This is a genomic window from Shewanella litoralis (genome assembly GCF_009828585.1).
In the GTDB taxonomy this organism is placed as follows: Bacteria; Pseudomonadota; Gammaproteobacteria; order Enterobacterales; family Shewanellaceae; genus Shewanella; species Shewanella litoralis.
Genome location: NZ_WSRZ01000004.1, coordinates 37,502 through 58,948, shown reverse-complemented (window position 1 = coordinate 58,948; position 21,447 = coordinate 37,502). Strand labels below are relative to the sequence as shown.

Sequence of the window (21,447 nt, the reverse complement as noted above, 5' to 3'; positions counted from 1 at the left end):
CTATGTTAACGATTTCCGATCATCAATTTACCTCTCGGTTATTTACAGGTACCGGTAAGTTTAGTCATCAAGACATTATGTTAGCCGCAATCGCGCAGTCTCAATCACAGTTGGTTACATTAGCGATGAAGCGTATTGATTTACATGCTAACCACGACAACCTGTTAGCGCCATTGCAATCATTAGGAGTGAAATTGATGCCCAACACGGCAGGGGCTCGCAATGCCAAAGAAGCCATTTTTGCGGCGCATTTAGCCTATGAGATGTTAGGGACCAAATGGATAAAATTAGAAATCCATCCCGATCCTAAATATTTGATGCCCGATCCTATTGAAACATTACTGGCCGCAAAGCAGTTATGCGATGACGGTTTTGTGGTGTTGCCTTATGTGCATGCCGACCCAGTGTTGTGTCGACGTCTTGAAGATGTTGGTTGCGCAGCTGTTATGCCATTGGGTAGCCCAATAGGCAGCAATCAAGGGCTGGCAACAGAAACCTTTTTAAACATCATTATTGAGCAGGCACAAGTGCCGGTGATTATTGATGCTGGTATTGGCTCACCTTCACAGGCGTGCCGCGCAATGGAAATGGGCGCCGATGCCGTATTGGTTAACACCGCAATTGCCAGCAGTGCCCAACCTGAAAAAATGGCACAGTGTTTTGCTCAGGCCGTTATTGCAGGCAGACAAGCTTATGAAGCGGGGCTGGGACGCGTCAATCGTCAAGCTTTAGCGACCAGTCCTCTAACAGGCTTTTTGGGGCTCAATGTATGACTTCATTTGTTGATGAATTTGTATCACTCAATGCCGATGCCATGTCACTGAAACTGTACTCAACGACAGCGCAAGATGTTGAGCGAGCACTATTAAAGCCCACGGGTAACTTATCGAGTTTAATGGCACTGTTATCGCCAGCGGCAATGGCCTATTTAGAACCCATGGCACAACAAGCCGCGGCATTAACTCGGCAACGCTTTGGTGCTAACCTTGGTTTGTTTCTGCCATTGTATGTATCGAACTTATGTGCAAATGAATGTGATTATTGCGGCTTTAGCATGAGTAACAAAGTTAAGCGTAAAACACTGAGCCAAGATGAGTTAAATCAAGAGATGGCTATTATTAAGCAACGTGGCTTTGATTCTGTATTGTTGGTGTCTGGTGAGCATGAAACCAAAGTCGGCATCGATTATTTTGCAGCCATTTTACCGCAGGTTAAAGCCAAGTTTAGTCACGTGGCTATGGAAGTGCAGCCACTTGAAACGGTTCATTATCAGCGTTTGGCCAAGCTTGGTCTCGACGCTGTCATGGTGTACCAGGAAACCTACCGGCCGTACACCTATGCTAAACATCATACTCGAGGGAAAAAACAAGATTTTAACTACCGATTAGCCACAGCCGATCGAATTGCTAAAGCGGGTATCGATAAAATAGGATTAGGGGTGCTATTAGGCCTTGATGATTGGCGTCTCGATGCACTCTTTATGGGACATCATTTACAGTATCTCGAACAAACCTATTGGCGCACTCGATACAGTATTTCATTGCCAAGGCTTCGGCCATGCACCGGAGGCATAACACCCAAAGTCGAGCTCAGTGATGCCGGTTTAGTTCAGTTGATTTGTGCCTTCAGATTATTTAATCCCCAAGTCGAAATTAGCTTGTCGACAAGAGAGTTGGCCAGTTTACGCGATAATTTATGGGCCTTGGGGATTACTCACTTAAGTGCAGGAAGCTCGACGCAACCAGGAGGATATGTACACCCTAGCAGTCAGCTCGATCAATTTGAGATCAGTGATGATCGCTCAGTTGAACAAGTTGTTTCTCGGCTTAAACAGCTTGGTTTCAATCCTTTATGGAAAGATTGGGAGATGGCCTGGATAAATCAATCTCCTTAACTGTTTGCCTTGCTTAAAAACTGTACATTTAAAGGTGTTTACGCCATAATAAATTGTCAGCTAATTTATAATTGAATTGCATATTTTGGAGCAACGTAAGGCTTTATCTTAGGATTAAGCTTCAGCTTAGGATTAGGGATTAATCTTGCTTTAAGTTAAATGTTTTTCTATACAACGTATTTTAGCTTTTGAATTCAATGCTAATATTCACAATGCACCTTTAGATTACGGTTAATAGCCAGGAGCGTATTATGCAAGTTCAATCAGCGTATGCATCAGGTATGCAGGGATTGCAAAGTGCACAACAAGGTTTAGCGCAAGCTACCACGTCTGTGGCGATACCAGATCAACAAAAACCAGCAGTGCCGACATCAACTCAAGATACAGTTACCTTAAGTTCGCAAGCGGTGGCACCTAACGATCAAGCTTCGGCATTAATTTCGGCTACTGAATCGGTAAATCAAGGTCAAGCGTCAGTCAAAGTGATTGAAGCTGCATCTGAAACCATTGGTAGTTTGATAGATATTGAAGTGTAACAATGAGCGCGGCAATCAGCTCCGCATCAATAAGCGTTGCACCATCCGCGACGCATAAAAGCGGAAGTGGTCACACTTCCGTAGTGAGTTTTCACCGCACAGGCTCACATACCGGTGTTAGTAACAGTGCGGTTAATGTTCAAACAAGTTCACCGTCATTTAACTCGGTAAAATCACTACATTCAAGTACTGCATTTTCTAATGCAGCAATTTCAGACACATCGCTTGTTAACACCGCGCCAGTCACATCATCGGTTCAATCTAATCGCCCATTATCGACAACGGCCTTGTCATCATCTGCAGCATCAGTCACGCCCGTGGTTGGAAGTTATAGCTTAAAAAGTGGTCCGATGAATATTGCGTCGGTATTACAACAAACGTCTGTTTCAAATAGTGGTTCATCGAATTCATCTGCTCATTTAAGAACGCAAACGGCTAATATTCAAGCTAACGCTGTTGAGCCGCAAACCATTTATACGCCTACCAGTTCTCAGCAGGCAACGCCATTTCAACCAGTGGGATTTAATGATGTTAATGATCAATCAAGTACAGTAAACCCTTTTGTTGCCACGACTGAACAACCAACAGATAGCCAGCCGATTGGCAGTGATGGTGTTACAGCGCCCAAGGGGGCTGAAGTCGCGTTAAGTGATGTTGATGTAGAGCAAGCCGCGGATGAGCAGACTCAACAAGATACCGAGGCAGCTAAAGAGCAAATTAATAAACAAATAGAACAAAAACAGCAACAGATTGAACAAGCAGAAGCGCAACAGATCTCTGAACTGACTCAACGTGATAGAGAGGTGAAAACTCACGAGCAAGCTCATGCTGCGGTAGGGGGAAGCTTTGCGCAAAGCCCGAGTTACGAATATGAAAAAGGTCCAGATGGCAGACGTTATGCCGTTGATGGTGAAGTCAGTATTGATGTTGCTCCTATCAGTGGCGACCCACAAGCAACGCTAAACAAAATGCAAAAAGTCTACGCTGCAGCAATGGCGCCAGTTCAACCTTCTATGGCCGATATTCGTGTTGCTGCACAAGCCGTTCAGTATATGAATGAGGCCAAGCAAGCTTTAGTCGTTGAGCGTCAACAGTCAGTGTTAAGTGCACAAGACAGTGAGCATTTGACTGAGTTAGGTAATATCTTTAAACAAGCTGATAACAGCGATCCTCTTGCTCCTTTTATGCAAAAACAATCCAATAGTGACAATACCATTGCCATCGAGGTTGCCTCAGCGACTCCCGATACCAGCTCTATTGAGGCGCTAAACTCCCAATCAATTGCCTCTAAGCCAATTGTTAACGCAACACTCACAGCTTCGCAAATATCCTCAAGTGCTACCTCGAGGGATGCTGATATCCAATCTGATTCGGCAAATGGCATTAATCAACAATCCAATTCCGCTAGTCGTTATAATCCTTATCAAAATCAACTTTTACAACAAACTTCCTCCCAGTCGCAGCAACAAGGTTTTGAATTTTACGTATAATCAATCTTGTATTCATTTGCTGAGGCATGCCGCGGCAGCTTTTGCTATTTGAAAGGCAACAACCACGACTACAGAGTGACCCTTTAATCAATAACCGCTGAATGACCAGAAAATTAATGGAATTGGTATGATTACTAGTGTGGATTCATCGGTAATTTATGCTGCTGCAAAATGAGGTTTTCCAGTAACTTTGATGCTGGGCCTTGTTGATCTCTATTTGGGATGACAAGATTTAAAATGACTTTACGTTGAGTGCTGCCACGTAAATGCAAGCGAGTCAGTTGCCTAGTGGCTAATTCTTGTTCAACCACAAAACTTGGCATCCAGCAAAAACCTATGTTGCGCAGTAAAATCGTTTTCGCTTCGTGAAAGTTAGACACTGTCCAACGCTGTTCTGCTTTTAGCCAACCAATATCATTATTTGATTTAAGTCCGGTGTCTTTTATGACGATTTGCAAGTGTTGGGCAAGTTGTTTGTCATCATCAATATAATCGAGTCGAGCAAGAGGGTGTTCTGGGTGGCAAACTAATTCAAATACCGCTTCGCATAAAGGCTCTGAAATATGGCCTTTGGGTGATGTTGCACAAATGGCGATATCAACTTGATTATTTTGGATTAGCTCCTGGGTTCCGGTGATCACTGAGTCGAGTATGGTGACTCGTGTACCGCGACTTTGGGGTAAAAATGCATTAAGTGCTTCAACGAGCGTGTCTATTGGGTAGATTATCTCGCGAGCAATGGTTAAATTTGGTTCCCAGCCTTGGCCTAAATTCGTTGCAAGTTGCTCAAGTTCGTCAACTGACTGAGTTAAGTGACGTGAGCGACGAAGTAACACTTCGCCCTGTTCTGTGAGATAGGCTTTTCGTCCCTTCACTTCAAGTAAATTAATGCCGAGTTGATGCTGTAATTTTGCTACAGCATGGTTAAGCGATGACTGGCTTTTATTGAGTTGTTCAGCAGCTTGAGCATAACCACCAAAATCAACAACTGCTTGCACGATGCGCCATTGCTCTAATGTTGATTTTGCTCGGCTCATTAATGTGTCCTAATGCAATAATAGAAAGAATATTTTGACATATAAAAAAGGCAAATGCAGTGCATTTGCCTGTGATTTATTACGATGAATGGATTAACCCGTTGGCTTTGTTGCACATCAAACTGTTACATGAACCACAGATTAGTGAACATTCGCCTTAGCTACATTCGTCATAGTTACATTATTCATAGTTACATTGGCCTCAGTTGTAACATCTTTGGGTGTTACAAGCTTAGGCAGATAACGTTTAGTGCTTGAAATATTGTTCAAATATGGCCCTTTATGTAAGGTGTCAGGCCAATGCAGAAGCATCATGGCTAATACGTTTCGGTGTTCGCCAGAAGACAAATTAGCTTCACCTTTTGGTGATGGGATCATCTTAAACTTGGGATTGTAAGCCGCAATCACGTGTTTTTTGACTTTATCAACGACAGGATTATTGCCATTGCCGGTGATTAAGAAACCAATTCCCACTTCAGTAATAATATCTTCTGTGGTGTCTTTTAAAATGCGATCAATGTTTTTTTCAAAATAAGTCAAAATCCATTGATATTCTTTGGCATTGACAGGGCGTTGATAGTATCCGCTGGCGGCAAAAATAAAGTGGGTCATGCCGTATATTTTATTTTTATACTGGCTCTTGTCTAGGCTGGCATCTTCATTATCAGGATAGGCGTTGATAAACGCTTTTTTATAGGCAGAGTAATAATCACCTACGCCCATTTGTTTGGCCCAAAAAACATAGTTAATTAATTGTGCGGCCCAGGCTTTGATCATTTTTTTGTCTGTTAACGCGGGAGCTAAATCGGCATTTTTAAGGGTTTTTATCATTAAATCATGACATGGTCCTTTAAAGCCAAACTCATCCACACGACTTGCGTAGCGCAGTAATATGTCGCTATAAAACATAAATTCAGGGTAGGGGGCAATGGCTAACTTGCGCGCATCGCCTCGTATTCCCGATTTGATTTTTGCCACTTCTTTTTGAGATTCAGCCTTACTGAAACCGGGCTTATCTAAATTACAATTATAAAAAGCTTGTTGTTCGGCAATGGTTAGCAGATCAATTAACGAGCCATTGGCATATTTAGCTTCACCGGTCATACGATATTGACGTATCGCATAGTGGCCTTGTACTCGAGGCGGTAGCGAATAAAGATTGCTTTCTAAGTTTGTCTTAATTCCTTGATAAACCTGGTCTGCGGTTAAATTGTGCGGGACAGTTTCAATCGACTCTTTTGCAAACGCCACACTACTTAATAAGCTAGCTGACAATATTAGATACGAGAGTGTTTTACTCTTGCGCAGTACTAGCATGTTTAAATCTCCAAATAAGTGAATGTGGGTCTATTGGTGAGCCGATAAGCTGTTCAAGTTGATCGTTAAAAGGTAAATACGCTTCATTAACAATCAACAGATTAAAAATATCTAGGCTCGAATGTTGGGCTGCACTTTGGCTAATAATCAATTGCGCCACTGCATCTTGCCATAATGGAAGATAATGGCTAATCCCTTCATTAGCAATAGCTTGGAAGCTATATATTGCATCTGTGGCACTCGGCCACGATTGGCCAAAACTGTCGGCAAACGCTGCTGACAATTCAGTGTTGTATGCTAGCCAATCACTGTTATCTAAATTACCTGAAAATTGATAATAATGGAGCGCGACTTTAGATCTAAACACTCTCATTTGTTGTTGATATTGAAGTGCGAGTTGTTCTCGTTCTGAAGTGGCTGAAAATGGTTGTAATTGAGTCAGATAATGGCTTAACCATAAACTTGCAATCGCGTGCTGTTGTTTATTTTGAGTTTTATGGGCGAGCAAATAAAATTGTCCACCTTGCGCCAAAGACACAATGGCATCGCTAAGTGCTGCAATCAGTTTTTGTTGTTGTTTTTGTGTCGTCAATATTGCAGGGAAACTCAGAGCATATTGGCCAAATTGATGACCGATTACAGTTTGCTTGATGAGCTGGCCGCTAATGGATAAGGCTGATTTCGATGACTGCTGAGGTTGCTGTTGCGAGAGCGGGTAAGTGTATATCTCACCTAACAAACGTTGCTGATGCCATATTCTAATAATATTGATGTTATCGGTTTTTGAATCACTTACAGTGTCTTGCTGAGCAATATATTCAATGCGAATTCCCAGTGGTATTAACTGATCAAATAATTGCGATAAATAATCTTGGCTAGACACCACTTCAATCGGGGCCGCTTTTTGAGTGAGGAATAAAGCCTGCGCTATATCCCAGGGCGCTATGCCGATTGACTTGGTTTGCGTATCCAAAAATCGATTAAGCATTGCAGGCGTGAGATCATAGGGCGCTAACGCAAGTTCTGCCGCGTTTAGATAACCTTGTTCGATTGCTCTTTGCTGCTGTAATTCATGAATGTAAGACATAGCGGTAAGTAATTTGGATTTAGCGCGCAATTGATAAGCAACCCAAGCTTGTTGACGACATTTTGCGTTAGGTTGTTTAAGTAAATATTTAGCAATGTGGATATCAATGTTGGTGCTAGCTTGTTGCGTATTCTCATCAATGACAGACTGACTGGCTAATAAGCATTGTTCATCGTTGAATTGCATCTGTAATTGACGTTCGGACAACGCTTGATTGACGGTAGCCTGGGCGCTGTGCAGTTTTGATTTTTCAGTCAAACTCCACTGGCTGTCTTTGATGTGTTTGAGTTGCTCAGCCAATTGATTATAAGGTGCTGATTGGTATTGCAATACGTCAATAAGCTGTTGAGTTTGCTTGGCTGTAGTTAATTCATAAAGCTCATCGGCTAAATGCAATTGGCACCACAATAAGCCTTGTTTGCTCAATGAGTCAGTAGCAAAAGGGCGGTAGTATTGAATACGGTCGTTAATGTTATTCAGGGCAAGGGTTTGTTTTTCAAATTCGACGGCGTTGACTACACTTGAGGAAACAGGTTCTTGTTTTAAAGAGGTTAAGTCAGGTTTGTATTGAAGGCACTGTTCTACAAACAGTGCCAACGGATTGGCCACAGCATTTGCTGTGGCCAATAAACTAAAACTTAGGATTACTAGAGAAATGCTTTTTAGCATAAGCCACGCGTTCTTCAACTGACATCGCAGGGCCTTTCATGGCTTCTACGTGTTTAAGTCGAGGTAAAATGCCTCTACCGTTAGCAATTTGAATGGTTAACCCTGGACGGGCATTTAATTCAAGTAGTAAGGGTCCTTTGTTTTTGTCTAACACCATGTCGGTACCAAGGTATCCGAGCTCACACATTTCATAAGCACTTGATGCAGTATGAAGCAAGGTTTCCCAATGTGGAACAGTCATGTTCGACAGCGGGAAGTGGGTATCCGGATGCTTATCAACAGGGAGGTCAAACTGCACAGCATGCAAGCTTTTGCCCGTAGCAATATCTAATCCAACGCCCACAGCGCCTTGGTGTAAGTTCGCTTTACCATCTGATGCTGCAGTTGATAAACGTAACATACCCATCACAGGGAAACCTTTAAATACGATTAAGCGAATGTCGGGAACGCCTTCATAACTGAAGCCCTCAAATACCGGGTCGAATTCAATTAAGCCTTCAACAATCGCCACATCAGGCTTACCACCCAGAGAAAACAATCCACTGAGAATGTTAGACACATGTCGGTAAATTTCACTGTGAGTCACTTCGTGGCCATTAGGCTTGTAATAACAGCCATTGTTCACTTTGGTGATCACCAAAATACCTTTACCGCCAGAACCTTTAGCTGGCTTGATAACAAAACCAGTACGGTCACTGACCATGGCTGGAATTTCTTGAATTTTGTGTTGTTCATGGACAACACCAATCAGGTCAGGAACCGCAATGTTATTGGCAAGCGCAAGCTGCTTGGTGATCAGTTTATCATCAACGCGTTTGTAAAATTTACGCTGATTATACCGACCAATATAGCTAATATTGCGCCTGTTCATATTCAGTACACCGCTACGGCTCAATTCCCAAGGCCAGGCGTACTTCATTATTTCTCTCCAACCAATGGTTTAAAGCGCTTTAACTCTGTTAAGCGGTAACCTGTGTATTGGCCCATGACTAATACAAGCGCCAAAATCACTAGGTGAATACCTAAGAAGTTAAATACCCAATGTTGTACTAATTGATTGTCCATTGCTAGGTAGGCTAGGGTTGCAACAAATAAACTGCCGCCACCAGAAACGAATACCTTTTTAGGACCTTCTTCTTCCCACAGGATGGACATACGTTCGATAGTCCATGCCAAAATGATCATCGGGAAGAAGGTAATGGTTAATCCTTCACTTAAACCCAACTTGAATGAAATTAGCGTAAATAAACCAATAATAAATATCACCACAATAATAACCGCGGATATTCGGGATATGAGCAGTAAATTGAGGGTGGACAGATAGGAGCGGATCATTAATCCAAATGCCACAATCAGTAAGAAACCAATCAAGCCAGTCAGTAACGTTGTTTGAATAAAGGCTAGGGCAATAAGAACGGGCATAAACGTTCCCGATGTTTTAATGCCGACGATGACGCGCAAAAACACCACCACTAGCACCCCGATTGGGATTAACAAAATGCCTTTAAATAAACTTTGCTCTTCAAGTGGTAATTGATATAGCGAGAAATCCCACGCGTTATCATTCATCATCATGTCGATTGAGGTCGCTAATGCTGAACGTGTGTCTTGTAGCATAGAGAAATTAACTTGCGAGTTAATACCACCCATTACATCCAATACTGAATGACCTGAGTATTCCCATATCACTAGAGTGTTATCACGGCCTTGTTTGTTATTAGGAACGTCAAATAACACCCATTCGCCTTTGTTGTACACTTGTACATAAGAGGTTAATTGCTGACGACGACGTTGATCTTCTAGTTGTAAGCCGTTAACAATGCGCGCAGGCACACCTTTAGAATGCAGCATGTGTAAAAACAAATCAGTAGACGTGTTTGCCGACAAAAGCAATGCCATGTTTTGGCTTTGCTGTGTGTCATTGATTAACGTCATCAGTTGTTGGGCAAAAGATAAGTTAGTTGCACTGCGGCCCCATACTTCTTCGGTGATCTGTTCTGCGGCTGATTTCTCAGTTGCTGGCCATAAATATGCATCAGGCGCAACAGGTTCCTCAGTTGCTTCAATGTTTAATTTACCGGTAGGGACTAAAGTCACTCGGTAATATAAAGCTTGTGGCCCTGAAGCTTCACGAATTGACCATACAGCACGACGATTAGCCACATCGTTAGAAATGGTTAAGCCGTAACCTGGAGATGTGGCGTTTTCAACAAGCACGTCAAACGCAGGATCGTTAGGTAACGAAAAGTTCACTTCGGCCGGTTGATTGCTACCCACAAAGCTGACTTTGGCGTCTACAGCCCAACTTTGAACCTGTTCACCAGGCAAGAAAGGCACATTGTGCTCAATTCCACGATAAATACTTGTGCTAATGCCAATGATAAATAGCAGTGCAACAAAGATGTAAAACGGTTTACGAGAATGCATTACTGATCCTATTTATTTAACGTGGTGATTTGGTCTTTTGCTTTACCGTGGATATAGATTTGGCCTACATCAACGACAGCAATATCTTTCATAAACTTGCGACCTAGTAATAATGGATAGTCTAGGTGGCTTCGATCAACAAGGTTTAAATCTGTTTCTGCTGAATATTTACCTATTTTTAAATGCGCGTGGATGACTGGGCGACGATCATCTTCTGAATCAACGTCTTGTTTAATACGAACAAATTTTTCTACTTTTGATTCGAAGGTATTAGGCGGTTGGTCAATACCATTGGTCATCACATCATAACGAGCCCATTGTACGCCGTCGCGCTCGAATAATACGATATTTCGTGCATCTAACGAAGATGACTCTGCTCCTGTGTCAATACGGGTAGCAAACTTGGCTTTGACTTCGTCAACATAGACGCTTTCGACTTCACCTAATAAAAACTTTTCACCAATAGTGGCTTCAGAACATTGGTCTGGTATGGCAATGGGTCTGGCTACCGGAGGGGGTGGCATAACGATGGTTTTTGGTCGTTCAGCCATTGCGGTGCTGACTTGCGTTTTTAATTTTCTCATTTCAGCAGACAACGCACTAATCTCAACGCTTTGTTGAGAACATTGAGCATTAATGGCATCAATTACGACAGTTTGTGAATTCACTAAACTGCTATTCAACTCAGCATTAGTCAGTGGTGGTGTCATTGGTTTTTGAGTCGCTGTACAACCTGATATTAAGGCCGCAGCAACGGATAGAACAAGTACCTGCTTTAACATGTCAATTCCTGTTGAATAGTAATCGTTAAACTAAATCGTGATTCGGTTGGTTCTTAGTCGCAATAATGATGGCCCGTTTGGGGGCAGGATAACCTTCGATGGTTAAACTGGCATCATTGGGGTCGAGATAATCGACGAGTGATTCATTTTTCATCCACTGGGTGCTGCGTTGTTCATCTAGTGAGGTCACATCAATATCCACACAACGGATATCAGTAAACTCACATTTCTTTAACCATAACATTAAGGCCGCAACAGAGGGAATAAACCACACATTATTCATTTTTCCATATCGGTCTAACGGCACAAGCACTGCGTTTTCATCGCCATCAATAACCAGTGTTTCTAGCACTAATTCACCGCCCATTCTCAATTGATCACGCAGTTGTAATAAATGATCTATTGGCGAGCGACGGTGGTACAACACACCCATTGAAAATACCGTATCAAATGCATCTAATGGCGGTAACTCTTCTATACCTAATGGTAATAAGTGGACAGGGTGTTGATTACCGGCCAAGCGTTTAATGGCTTCAAACTGGCACAGAAATAAGGGGGACGGGTCAATACCGACCACCCTTGCAGCACCTGCGCCTAACATACGCCACATGTGGTAACCACTACCACATCCCACATCTAATACGGTGCGGTTCTTCAGTGGTGATATATGTTCTTTTACTCTATCCCATTTCCAGTCGCTGCGCCATTCTGTATCAATTTCAATACCATGGACGGTAAACGGACCTTTACGCCATGGTTGAAAAACCGCCAGTAAATTGCTGAGTTTCTCTGTTTGACCTGGACTGAGTTGCTCACCAGTGCCAATTGTTACGCTGCTCGTGAGTTCAACATGATCAGGTTGTGGATAATTGAGCTTATTAAGCACTTTTTCCCACTTAGGTAAATTGCCATGCTTATGGTCACGTTGCCATTGGCCTAATATTGACGGCAAATTTTCTAACCAATGTTGCAGGTTAGAATCGGCGATGTCTTTGTAAAAAGAGCTAAAACTAATCATTTAATCGCTACCATTGATGCAAAATTGAAGCATTGGAACCACACTGAAAAATGCGAGAAACCGTTTGCTGTTAATCGCTGTTGATGGACCGTTAAACTGTCTGGGCGCATCACATTTTCAAGGGCGCTGCGTTTTTGACTAATTTCAAGTTCGCTGTAGCCGTTAGCGCGTTTAAAGTTTAAATGCTGGCTGTCTAATAAGTGTTGAATTTGATTGTCTTCAAAATACAATTTTTCAGATATGACTAATATCCCACCTGGCAACATGCCATCATAAATACGCTTAATTAGTGCGTCTCGATCGCTAATGGGTAAAAACTGTAGCGTAAAATTAAGAACCACCATTGATGCATGTTGAATCTCGATGTCTCTGATATCGGCACATAATAAATTAACTTGGGTGTCGCTGACATAAGCCGCTAGATTTTCTTTACAGCGCTCAATCATTGACTGGCTATTATCAATAGCAAAAATTTGACACGCACGGCCTTCAATTTGACGACGAATGCTCAATGTTGCAGAACCTAACGAACTTCCTAGGTCATAGACATTACTTTTTGGGACCACAAAGCGATCAGCGAAATCACCAATCGTATTGATGATTTGAGCGTAGCCAGGGACAGAACGACGGATCATGTCATTAAATACACCTGCAACTCGCTGATCAAATTGAAAATCTGCGATTTGATCCGCGGCGTGAGCGTAAATCGTATCTTGTTGAGAGTTCATGAGCTGTTATGTGAAAAAATTCAGCCTGTATTTTAGCTAATCATGGTGAATGGCAGCAAGCATCCTACTGGTATTTTGTGAGTTTTTTTTCAAATAGTTCATCATTGTGTTAATACTTTTGGTTTAGGCTGATATTTATTGCTGTTAATATGAACAGCAAACACTCTTTTCTTGCCTTAAGTGATTACAGTGTGATTTTAAATCGCTTATTAAGCATTCGCGCGAGATGTTAAAAACAGCAAAAACATATTTAGTCGAGATAACTAGCGCGAACATCGATTAAATAATGATATTATTTAGTTACGTCACATAAACATAACAATTGGATTGTCGTGACAGTATTCAGAAAAAAAATAAATGGGCATATCTGAGTGAGCAGACGGGCGACTTCACCGCATAACCAGCAAGCTTGTTGAGTGATCAACACAGAAAGTATTAGGGAAAAAACTTGAAATTAATATCTTGGGTGCTGACATTTATCGTCATGCTATTGTGTCAGCCTGCAATTGCAGTGCATGCGGATTCGGAAACAACAACGCATTCTTCTGAGCCATTAGTGATTGTCATGGGCGAAGACACTTATCCTTTTGAGTATTTAGATGAGCATGGTAATGCCGCTGGGATTTTAGTTGATATGTGGCGTGAGTGGTCAACGATCACCAATACCCGAATTCAATTTGTTGCCCGTAATTGGCAAGCATCGTTAACACAGCTAGAACAAAAGCATGCTGATGTACATATTGGCATGGCAGAAACCGCAGAGCGCCAAAGCGTTTTCGATTTCGCAAAACCATTTACAACCTTAAATACCTACCTATACGTGCACAAATCCCTTAACAGTAAAAAACAAATAAGTGACTTAATTCCTTATCAAATTGGTATCGTTGATGGCTCTTCACATGAGGTGATGCTCAAGCAACTTGAACCAAGATTAAGTTTTAAGCGTTATAAAAACCGCGAGCAATTATTACAGGCTACGGCAAATGGTGATTTATTTGTTTTTGCAGGGATTGAAGGTTACCAACGCAATGTGGCATTAGAGCAAGATATTGCCGCTAATTTTTACAGCTCATCTCGTATCCTGATTAAAAAGGTGGGCTTGTCACCTGCGGTGAGTAAAGGCAATCAAGCACTTATCGATAAAATTAATCAAGGTTTTGAACTCATTTCACCTAACGTGATTAAACAAATTGAACGACGCTGGCTTGGGTATCATAAGCAAACCTCTGGAGTGGTCATCGCCATGCAAAATGGCGTAGAGCCCTATGCTGACGTTGGCATTGATGGTATGCCTACAGGTATGTTAGTGGATTTATGGACACTGTGGTCTAAAAAAACTGGCATTAATATCGACTTTATTACTGGAGACATGAATACCACAATTGATGATGTTAAAAACGGTATTGCAGATGTGCATATTGGCTACCCTGAAAGTAAAGAGATGCGTTCTGGGCTGAAACAAGCGTGGCATATTACTTCGGTTAAAAGCCGCTTTTTCAGTCGTAAACAAAATATTGATCATATTGAGCAATCCACCATGCGGATTGGCGTGTTTCCTACCGCACCTTATATTGCCCAGGTCAAAAGTGCATTTCCAAAAGCGCAACTACGTTTTTACGATTCGTTAGATGCAATGGTTAAAGCGGTACATAACGATGAAATTATCGGCTTTGTGTCTTCATCCGCCATGACCTCCCATTATTTACTCGCCAATAAGCTATGGGCTGAGTTTACTCAATATACTAATATCGAATTTAACACCGACATATATACGCTCACGCGCATTGACGACAGTGGCCTAGCTGATCGAATTAAAGCAGGCTTTAATTTAATCTCAATCGAAGAGCAAATCCAAATTGAACGTAAATGGCTGATAAACCCCGACGATAGATTCTTTGCTGCGGGGGCCAGTAAAATCAAATTAACGACTCAACAGAAACAATATATTAGCAGCCTTGGAGCCATTAAAATGGGTTACCTGAAAAACTGGGCGCCGATGGAGTTTCAAGGTAAAAATGGCCAGTTTTTGGGGGTCAATGCCGACATTAAGAATTTATTGGTTAAACAACTTAATCTCACCATTATCCCTGTGGCTTATGATGATTTTGGTCAAATGGTGAATGATTTAAAAAAAGGCGAAATCCATTTGGTTGCCAGTATGGCTCAAACACCGTCAAGGGAAAACTCGCTTCTTTTTTCATCTGCTTATTGGCCATCACCCTGGGCTATTGTGACCTCATTAACTCAGCCGCCTATTTTTAATATTTCTCAAGTCGTGGGCAAACGGCTAGCTGTTGTTGATGGTTATCACATAGTTGATCATTTGCGTCAGCAATACCCAGGTATAACATTGGTCGTAGTAGCCGACACCAACGAGGGTATTAATGCGGTGATTAATGGCCGAGCCGATATGTTTGTTGAACAAGTTGCCACCTTAGCGGCAACTCTAAAAGGTGGCCAATACCCCAGCTTAAAATTGTCTTTGGTGGCGGAGTTAACCGAACAACACAGCAGAATTGGTTTATTTCCTGGTGTTAAAGAGTTGGTGCCCTTGATTGATCGCGTTCTTGCCACAATGGATGAAAACGTACAGCAAAATATTTATCAAAAATGGGTTGCTCTTGACTTAAACAGTGACACGTTGCGCTATGAGCGTTGGTTGAAAATACTCATTGTTGGTTTTCTTATCTTATCGTTTATTGCTCTGGTTATTTTCATGTCTAATCGACGTTTAAATATCGAGATTGATAAAAGAATTAAAGCCGAAGATAACCTTAAATTTATGGCAAATCATGACAATGTGACGGGGTTGCCTAATCGCAGTTTGCTCGATGACCGACTCCAGCAAGCGGTATTAACACATCAGCGAGATAAATTAAGTTTTGCATTATTATTTATTGATTTAGATGGATTTAAAGCTGTTAACGACCTTCATGGACATCATGTTGGTGATAAACTTTTACATCGGGTAGGGATATTATTATCTAAGTGTGTTCGAGAGTCAGATACGGTTGCCCGATTCGGTGGTGATGAGTTTGTATTACTGCTCAATAACATCGACAGTAAAGGCAGTGCACGCCAAATAGCAGATAACATACTGTTAAGCTTAAAAAAGCCAACAATGATAGATGGTATTACTGTCAATATTTCAGCCAGTATCGGTATCGCTTTTTATGCCGACGATGCCGATACGGCTCTGTCGTTACTTAAGATGGCAGATCAACTAATGTATCAAGCTAAAAAAATTGGTGGCCATCAATATAAAATGAATTAGGCTGAAAAGTTTTGTTGATTTTTCAGTCAGTCAAACGGGTTTATTCACTGCAGGTATGGTTAATTCACATAAACTGACTGATACTGCAATGCATAAGTTTGAGTCACGGTATATAATGCCGTTTTTATCGTTTTCGATTTCCAAAAATACCGCTTTGTGGATAAAGGATAGAGTTCAATGCGCAGTCATTATTGTGGAGACATTAATAAGTCTCATCTTGATCAAGAAGTTACTTTAGTCGGTTGGGTTAACCGTAGTCGTGATTTAGGCGGAGTTGTGTTTTTAGACTTACGCGACAGAGAAGGACTGGTACAGGTTGTTTATGATCCAGACTTAAAAGAAGTCTTCGACGTTGCAAGCACACTGCGCAGTGAATTTTGTGTCCAGGTCAAAGGTTTGGTTCGTGCACGTCCCGATAGCCAAATCAATGCCCAAATGAAAACCGGCGAAATCGAAATTCTAGGTAAGCAATTGACCATTATCAATGCGTCAGCACCTTTACCGTTGAGCATGGACAATTACCAAAACAACAGCGAAGAGCAACGTCTTAAATATCGCTACTTAGATTTACGTCGTCCAGAAATGGCTGAGCGTTTAATCTTTCGCGCTAAAGTGACCAGTGCAGTGCGCCGTTTCTTAGATGGTAATGGCTTTTTAGACATTGAAACGCCAATTTTAACTAAAGCGACGCCAGAAGGCGCACGTGACTATTTAGTGCCTAGCCGTACATACAAAGGTCAGTTTTTTGCGTTACCACAATCGCCACAGTTATTTAAACAATTATTGATGATGTCAGGTTTTGACCGTTACTATCAAATTGTTAAATGTTTCCGTGACGAAGATTTACGCGCTGACCGTCAGCCAGAATTTACACAAATCGATATCGAAACCTCCTTTATGTCTTCAGAACAAGTGATGGAAAAAACTGAGCAAATGATGCGCGGTTTATTTCAAGACTTACTCAATGTTGACCTAGGTGAGTTTCCGCGTATGTCTTACGCAGAAGCCATGAAGCGTTATGGCTCAGATAAGCCAGATTTACGTAACCCTCTTGAATTAGTCGATATTGCTGACCTAGTAAAAGATGTAGAGTTTGCGGTATTTAATGGTCCTGCTAATGATGCAGAAGGTCGCGTCGCGGCGCTGCGTATTCCAACTGGTGCATCATTGTCTCGTAAGCAAATTGATGATTACACTAAGTACGCCGGCATTTATGGTGCTAAAGGTTTAGCATGGATGAAGATTAACGATTTAGATGCGGGTATGGACGGTATTCAGTCTCCTGTACTTAAGTTTTTATCTGAAGACATCGCTAAAAACATCATTAGCCGCACCGGTGCACAAACTGGCGACATCATTTTATTTGGTGCCGACAAAGCCAACGTGGTTGCCGAAGCCATGGGTGCATTGCGCTTAAAAGCGGGTGAAGACTTTGATTTACTTGAAGGCCAATGGCGCCCAATGTGGGTGGTTGATTTCCCTATGTTTGAGAAAATCAATGGTGGTTTCCATGCCGTTCACCACCCATTCACAGCACCACGCGGTATTAGCGCAGCAGAATTAGCCGCCGATCCTGCGGCGGCTATTTCTGATGCATACGATATGGTACTAAACGGTTGTGAATTAGGCGGTGGTTCTGTGCGTATTCACAATGCTGAAATGCAAAGTACGGTATTCAGTATTTTAGGTATTGAGGCAGAAGAAGCGAAAGAGAAATTTGGCTTCTTATTGGAAGCATTACGTTATGGCACGCCGCCACACGCTGGTTTAGCATTTGGTTTAGACCGTATCATTATGCTAATGACGGGTGCTACATCCATTCGTGATGTGATGGCATTCCCTAAAACAACCACAGCAGCGTGTCCGTTAACGAACGCTCCAGGTTTTGCTAACCCTGTTCAATTGACTGAGCTAGGTATCGCTGTCATTGAAAAGGCAAAAACTGAAGAATAGTTAATATTGTTCAGCATTACTCGCTCTTAAAGGGCACCACATACCGAGGCTGTTGCCTCGGTCTGTTTTTTACAAGTATGATTTTGTACTTGAATGAAAAGGGAGCTTAATATGGCAGGACACAGTAAATGGGCCAACATTAAACACCGCAAAGCAGCCCAAGACGCAAAGCGCGGTAAATTATTTACTAAATTTATCCGTGAACTCACCGTTGCGGCTCGAGAAGGTGGCTCAGATCCCGATGCTAATCCAAGATTACGCGCCGCCATCGATAAAGCCTTATCAAATAACATGACTCGCGACACCGTAGAACGTGCCATTAAACGCGGTGCGGGTGAAGTCGACGGCCAACAACTTGAAACCATTATCTATGAAGGCTATGGTCCAGGCGGCACCGCCGTGATGGTTGAAACCATGACAGATAATCGCAACCGGACAGTGTCTGGTGTACGTAATGCCTTTAATAAATCGGGTGGTAATTTAGGTACCGACGGTTCAGTAGCGTATTTATTTACTAAATCTGGTGTGATTTCATACGACAATGATACTGATGAAGACACATTGATGGAGCTAGCGCTAGAAGCGGGCGCTGAAGATGTGGTCACACACGATGACGGTGCTATGGATGTATTCACCAGCCCAGAGACGTTTGGCAAAGTAAAAGATGCACTCGACAGCGGCGAACTTGAAGCTGTTAACGCGGAAGTGACCATGGTTGCTTCAATTAAAGCGGAATTGGATATCGATACCGCAGAGAAATTTTTACGGTTAATAGACACGTTAGAAGATCACGATGATGTACAAGAGGTATATCATAACGCTGAGATTTCAGATGACGTCATGGAAGCATTAGATAATCTATGATCATATTAGGGGTCGATCCTGGCTCGCGTATTACCGGTTATGGCGTGATCCAATGCCAAGGTAGACAACAAATTTATTTGGGCAGTGGTTGTATTCGCACATCAGCCGATGATTTACCCCAACGCTTACAACAGATTTATGCAGGTTTAACTGAAATTATCACGCAATACCAGCCTAATGAATTTGCAATAGAGCGAGTATTTATGGCAAAAAATGCCGACTCGGCATTGAAACTGGGTCAGGCACGTGGCGCCGCCATTGTGGCTGCAACCTGTGCTAACTTACCTGTGGCAGAGTACAGCGCGACTCAGATTAAAAGTGCCGTTGTCGGCACTGGTCGAGCTCAAAAAACACAAGTACAACACATGATAAAACAACTGTTAAAATTGCCCGCCGCGCCACAAGCCGATGCCGCGGATGCGTTAGGGGTCGCAGTATGTCATTTTCATACTTATCAAAGTCTTATTGCTATGGGCGGCAAGGCGAGTAGCAGAACTTACGGAAGATACAAATGATTGGTCGTCTCAGTGGGATATTAGTTGAAAAACAAGCGCCAGAAGTGGTGCTCGACGTAAATGGTGTAGGGTATGAGTTACAAGTGCCGATGACCAGTTTTTATGAACTCCCTGAGCTCAATCAGCAGGCGATGTTGTTTACTCATTTTGTGGTGCGTGAAGACGCGCAGCTGCTGTATGGTTTTATTACCAAACAAGAACGAGCATTATTCAGGTTATTGATTAAAACTAATGGTGTAGGCCCTAAATTGGCGTTAACTATTTTGTCAGGAATGACCGCTTCAGAGTTTGTCTCTTGTGTTGAACGTGATGATATTGTGACGTTAGTGAAGTTACCCGGTGTAGGTAAGAAAACCGCTGAGCGATTAGTGATTGAAATGCGCGACAAACTCAAAAGTTTACTCGAAGCATCTGTTGGCTCTGAGCGCGAGTTTATGTTGCAAAGTAATTATAAACCCACACCGATAGCTGACAGTGCAGAAGAAGATGCTATATCGGCGTTATTGTCATTAGGTTATAAACCCGCGCAAGCCAGTAAAGCGGTTTCTGCAGCATATACAGATGGCATGAGCTCTGAAACGCTGATTAAAGCAGCATTAAAGTCGATGTTATAACACCTTGAATAGACAGACTAGGGTATCTACATAATGATTGAAGCTGATCGCCTGATCCAACCGCAAGTACAAGGTCAAGATGAACAAATTGACCGAGCAATGCGCCCAAAAATGTTGGATGAATACACCGGGCAAGACGATACACGCGCCCAGCTGAAAGTGTTTATTCAAGCTGCAATCAATCGCGGTGAAGCATTAGATCATATGCTTATTTTTGGCCCGCCAGGTTTAGGTAAAACCACCCTCGCGATGATTGTGGCGAATGAAATGGGCGTGAATATTAAATCGACATCAGGTCCCGTGCTTGAAAAAGCGGGTGACTTAGCGGCGTTATTAACCAACCTTGAACAAGGCGATGTTCTGTTTATCGATGAAATTCATCGATTGAGTCCGGTTGTTGAAGAAATTCTGTATCCCGCAATGGAAGACTATCAACTTGACATTATGATTGGTGAAGGCCCTGCTGCACGTTCAATTAAACTTGATTTACCGCCGTTTACCCTAGTGGGGGCCACCACTAGAGCTGGAGCATTAACCTCACCACTGCGGGCACGTTTTGGCATTCCTCTGCGGTTAGAATTTTATAATGTAAACGATCTCACCACCATTGTGACTCGTTCTGCCAAAGTGATGGGATTAGAAATTGATCAGCAAGGTGCTATCGAAATTGCTACCCGTTCACGCGGCACGCCACGTATTGCTAACCGTTTACTGCGCCGTGTTCGCGATTATGCTGAAGTGAAACATGACGGCATTGTGACTCAAGAAGTGGCTGAATATGCCCTAGATTTACTTGATGTTGATGAGCAAGGTTTTGATTACTTAGACCGTAAACTCTTATTAGCGATTATCGATAAGTTTATGGGCGGCCCAGTAGGATTAGATAACGTTGCCGCAGCCATTGGCGAAGACAGAGAAACCATTGAAGATGTGCTTGAGCCGTTTTTAATTCAACAAGGCTTTATTCAACGCACGCCAAGAGGCCGAATAGCAACGCAGCGGGCATATGACCATTTTAGTATGGTTAAGCCAGAGTAATACCAATTCCATTAATTATCTGGTCATTCAGCGGGAGTTCTGTGCCTTCTAGGCAAGTAATAGAATTGTAGGCATAGTTGCTCTACGTCAAAATGCTATTAAGCAGCATAGAAGGCACAGAAACCCGCCTTGTAGGAGGCACTCAGACTGTCCATTTCTTTGTTGCATTGCCTTAGAAGGGAATAACCATTATTTCAACAATGC

18 protein-coding genes are annotated in these 21,447 nt (G+C 42.4%); 10 read left to right on the top strand and 8 right to left on the bottom strand.

What is annotated here, in order from left to right; all coding sequences use genetic code 11:
- Positions 1–2: 2 nt before the first annotated feature.
- The 4 genes from GQA99_RS05260 to GQA99_RS05245 all read left to right on the top strand — a co-directional run bounded on the left by GQA99_RS05260 (position 3) and on the right by GQA99_RS05245 (position 3,920).
- Positions 3–773, top strand: a complete 771-nt coding sequence (locus GQA99_RS05260) for a thiazole synthase (RefSeq protein WP_160052851.1) — start codon at positions 3–5, stop codon at positions 771–773.
- Positions 770–1,894 carry a 2-iminoacetate synthase ThiH gene (gene thiH / locus GQA99_RS05255; protein ID WP_160052850.1) on the top strand — a complete coding sequence of 375 codons (1,125 nt, stop codon included), beginning with the start codon at positions 770–772 and terminating at the stop codon, positions 1,892–1,894. The genes GQA99_RS05260 and thiH overlap by 4 nt, the downstream gene beginning before the upstream one ends.
- 251 nt (positions 1,895–2,145) lie before the next feature.
- Positions 2,146–2,430 carry a chemotaxis protein gene (locus GQA99_RS05250; protein WP_160052849.1) on the top strand — a complete coding sequence of 95 codons (285 nt, stop codon included), beginning with the start codon at positions 2,146–2,148 and terminating at the stop codon, positions 2,428–2,430.
- A 2-nt stretch (positions 2,431–2,432) separates the two neighbouring features.
- Positions 2,433–3,920: a putative metalloprotease CJM1_0395 family protein gene (locus GQA99_RS05245; protein ID WP_160052848.1), complete on the top strand. Its 1,488-nt coding sequence runs from the start codon at positions 2,433–2,435 to the stop codon at positions 3,918–3,920.
- 134 nt (positions 3,921–4,054) lie between these two features.
- Here GQA99_RS05245 and GQA99_RS05240 read toward each other — a convergent pair whose 3' ends face one another.
- The 8 genes from GQA99_RS05240 to cmoA all read right to left on the bottom strand — a co-directional run bounded on the left by GQA99_RS05240 (position 4,055) and on the right by cmoA (position 12,985).
- Positions 4,055–4,957 (bottom strand): LysR family transcriptional regulator, encoded by a 903-nt coding sequence (locus tag GQA99_RS05240; RefSeq protein ID WP_160052847.1) that lies wholly within the window; start codon positions 4,955–4,957, stop codon positions 4,055–4,057.
- A 141-nt stretch (positions 4,958–5,098) separates the two neighbouring features.
- The gene (locus tag GQA99_RS05235) at positions 5,099–6,274 is read right to left on the bottom strand and encodes a DUF3541 domain-containing protein (RefSeq protein WP_160052846.1); all 1,176 of its coding nucleotides are present in this window, start codon (positions 6,272–6,274) and stop codon (positions 5,099–5,101) included.
- Entirely contained in the window at positions 6,252–8,030 is a 1,779-nt protein-coding gene (locus GQA99_RS05230; RefSeq protein ID WP_160052845.1) for a hypothetical protein, read from the bottom strand. The genes GQA99_RS05235 and GQA99_RS05230 overlap by 23 nt, the downstream gene beginning before the upstream one ends.
- The gene (locus GQA99_RS05225) at positions 7,993–8,949 is read right to left on the bottom strand and encodes an alpha-L-glutamate ligase-like protein (RefSeq protein ID WP_160052844.1); all 957 of its coding nucleotides are present in this window, start codon (positions 8,947–8,949) and stop codon (positions 7,993–7,995) included. Before GQA99_RS05225 ends, GQA99_RS05230 begins: the two co-directional genes overlap by 38 nt.
- The gene (locus GQA99_RS05220) at positions 8,949–10,457 is read right to left on the bottom strand and encodes an inactive transglutaminase family protein (RefSeq protein ID WP_160052843.1); all 1,509 of its coding nucleotides are present in this window, start codon (positions 10,455–10,457) and stop codon (positions 8,949–8,951) included. Before GQA99_RS05220 ends, GQA99_RS05225 begins: the two co-directional genes overlap by 1 nt.
- Positions 10,458–10,465: 8 nt before the next feature.
- Positions 10,466–11,239 carry an ATP-dependent zinc protease family protein gene (locus GQA99_RS05215; protein WP_160052842.1) on the bottom strand — a complete coding sequence of 258 codons (774 nt, stop codon included), beginning with the start codon at positions 11,237–11,239 and terminating at the stop codon, positions 10,466–10,468.
- A 25-nt stretch (positions 11,240–11,264) separates the two neighbouring features.
- Positions 11,265–12,257: a tRNA 5-methoxyuridine(34)/uridine 5-oxyacetic acid(34) synthase CmoB gene (cmoB, locus tag GQA99_RS05210; protein WP_160052841.1), complete on the bottom strand. Its 993-nt coding sequence runs from the start codon at positions 12,255–12,257 to the stop codon at positions 11,265–11,267.
- Positions 12,254–12,985, bottom strand: coding sequence for a carboxy-S-adenosyl-L-methionine synthase CmoA (gene cmoA, locus GQA99_RS05205; protein WP_160052840.1), 732 nt, complete (start codon positions 12,983–12,985; stop codon positions 12,254–12,256). The genes cmoB and cmoA overlap by 4 nt, the downstream gene beginning before the upstream one ends.
- Positions 12,986–13,469: 484 nt before the next feature.
- On the opposite strand from cmoA, the gene GQA99_RS05200 reads away from it, so the two are divergent.
- The 6 genes from GQA99_RS05200 (at position 13,470) to ruvB (ending at position 21,243) form a co-directional block, all read left to right on the top strand.
- Positions 13,470–16,259: a transporter substrate-binding domain-containing protein gene (locus GQA99_RS05200; protein ID WP_160052962.1), complete on the top strand. Its 2,790-nt coding sequence runs from the start codon at positions 13,470–13,472 to the stop codon at positions 16,257–16,259.
- 177 nt (positions 16,260–16,436) lie between these two features.
- Positions 16,437–18,212 (top strand): aspartate--tRNA ligase, encoded by a 1,776-nt coding sequence (gene aspS / locus GQA99_RS05195; protein ID WP_160052839.1) that lies wholly within the window; start codon positions 16,437–16,439, stop codon positions 18,210–18,212.
- 111 nt (positions 18,213–18,323) lie between these two features.
- Positions 18,324–19,076, top strand: coding sequence for a YebC/PmpR family DNA-binding transcriptional regulator (locus GQA99_RS05190; RefSeq protein WP_160052838.1), 753 nt, complete (start codon positions 18,324–18,326; stop codon positions 19,074–19,076).
- Positions 19,073–19,591: a crossover junction endodeoxyribonuclease RuvC gene (ruvC, locus tag GQA99_RS05185; protein WP_160052837.1), complete on the top strand. Its 519-nt coding sequence runs from the start codon at positions 19,073–19,075 to the stop codon at positions 19,589–19,591. Before GQA99_RS05190 ends, ruvC begins: the two co-directional genes overlap by 4 nt.
- The gene (gene ruvA, locus GQA99_RS05180; RefSeq protein WP_160052836.1) at positions 19,588–20,205 is read left to right on the top strand and encodes a Holliday junction branch migration protein RuvA; all 618 of its coding nucleotides are present in this window, start codon (positions 19,588–19,590) and stop codon (positions 20,203–20,205) included. Before ruvC ends, ruvA begins: the two co-directional genes overlap by 4 nt.
- 33 nt (positions 20,206–20,238) lie before the next feature.
- Positions 20,239–21,243 (top strand): Holliday junction branch migration DNA helicase RuvB, encoded by a 1,005-nt coding sequence (gene ruvB, locus GQA99_RS05175; protein WP_160052835.1) that lies wholly within the window; start codon positions 20,239–20,241, stop codon positions 21,241–21,243.
- Positions 21,244–21,447 lie beyond the last annotated feature (204 nt).

Coding starts and splice junctions, on each gene's coding strand:
- GQA99_RS05260 (WP_160052851.1), top strand. CDS start 3: ATGTTAACGATTTCCGATCATCAATTTACCTCTCGGTTATTTACAGGT.
- thiH (WP_160052850.1), top strand. CDS start 770: ATGACTTCATTTGTTGATGAATTTGTATCACTCAATGCCGATGCCATG.
- GQA99_RS05250 (WP_160052849.1), top strand. CDS start 2,146: ATGCAAGTTCAATCAGCGTATGCATCAGGTATGCAGGGATTGCAAAGT.
- GQA99_RS05245 (WP_160052848.1), top strand. CDS start 2,433: ATGAGCGCGGCAATCAGCTCCGCATCAATAAGCGTTGCACCATCCGCG.
- GQA99_RS05240 (WP_160052847.1), bottom strand. CDS start 4,957: ATGAGCCGAGCAAAATCAACATTAGAGCAATGGCGCATCGTGCAAGCA.
- GQA99_RS05235 (WP_160052846.1), bottom strand. CDS start 6,274: ATGCTAGTACTGCGCAAGAGTAAAACACTCTCGTATCTAATATTGTCA.
- GQA99_RS05230 (WP_160052845.1), bottom strand. CDS start 8,030: ATGCTAAAAAGCATTTCTCTAGTAATCCTAAGTTTTAGTTTATTGGCC.
- GQA99_RS05225 (WP_160052844.1), bottom strand. CDS start 8,949: ATGAAGTACGCCTGGCCTTGGGAATTGAGCCGTAGCGGTGTACTGAAT.
- GQA99_RS05220 (WP_160052843.1), bottom strand. CDS start 10,457: ATGCATTCTCGTAAACCGTTTTACATCTTTGTTGCACTGCTATTTATC.
- GQA99_RS05215 (WP_160052842.1), bottom strand. CDS start 11,239: ATGTTAAAGCAGGTACTTGTTCTATCCGTTGCTGCGGCCTTAATATCA.
- cmoB (WP_160052841.1), bottom strand. CDS start 12,257: ATGATTAGTTTTAGCTCTTTTTACAAAGACATCGCCGATTCTAACCTG.
- cmoA (WP_160052840.1), bottom strand. CDS start 12,985: ATGAACTCTCAACAAGATACGATTTACGCTCACGCCGCGGATCAAATC.
- GQA99_RS05200 (WP_160052962.1), top strand. CDS start 13,470: ATGCTATTGTGTCAGCCTGCAATTGCAGTGCATGCGGATTCGGAAACA.
- aspS (WP_160052839.1), top strand. CDS start 16,437: ATGCGCAGTCATTATTGTGGAGACATTAATAAGTCTCATCTTGATCAA.
- GQA99_RS05190 (WP_160052838.1), top strand. CDS start 18,324: ATGGCAGGACACAGTAAATGGGCCAACATTAAACACCGCAAAGCAGCC.
- ruvC (WP_160052837.1), top strand. CDS start 19,073: ATGATCATATTAGGGGTCGATCCTGGCTCGCGTATTACCGGTTATGGC.
- ruvA (WP_160052836.1), top strand. CDS start 19,588: ATGATTGGTCGTCTCAGTGGGATATTAGTTGAAAAACAAGCGCCAGAA.
- ruvB (WP_160052835.1), top strand. CDS start 20,239: ATGATTGAAGCTGATCGCCTGATCCAACCGCAAGTACAAGGTCAAGAT.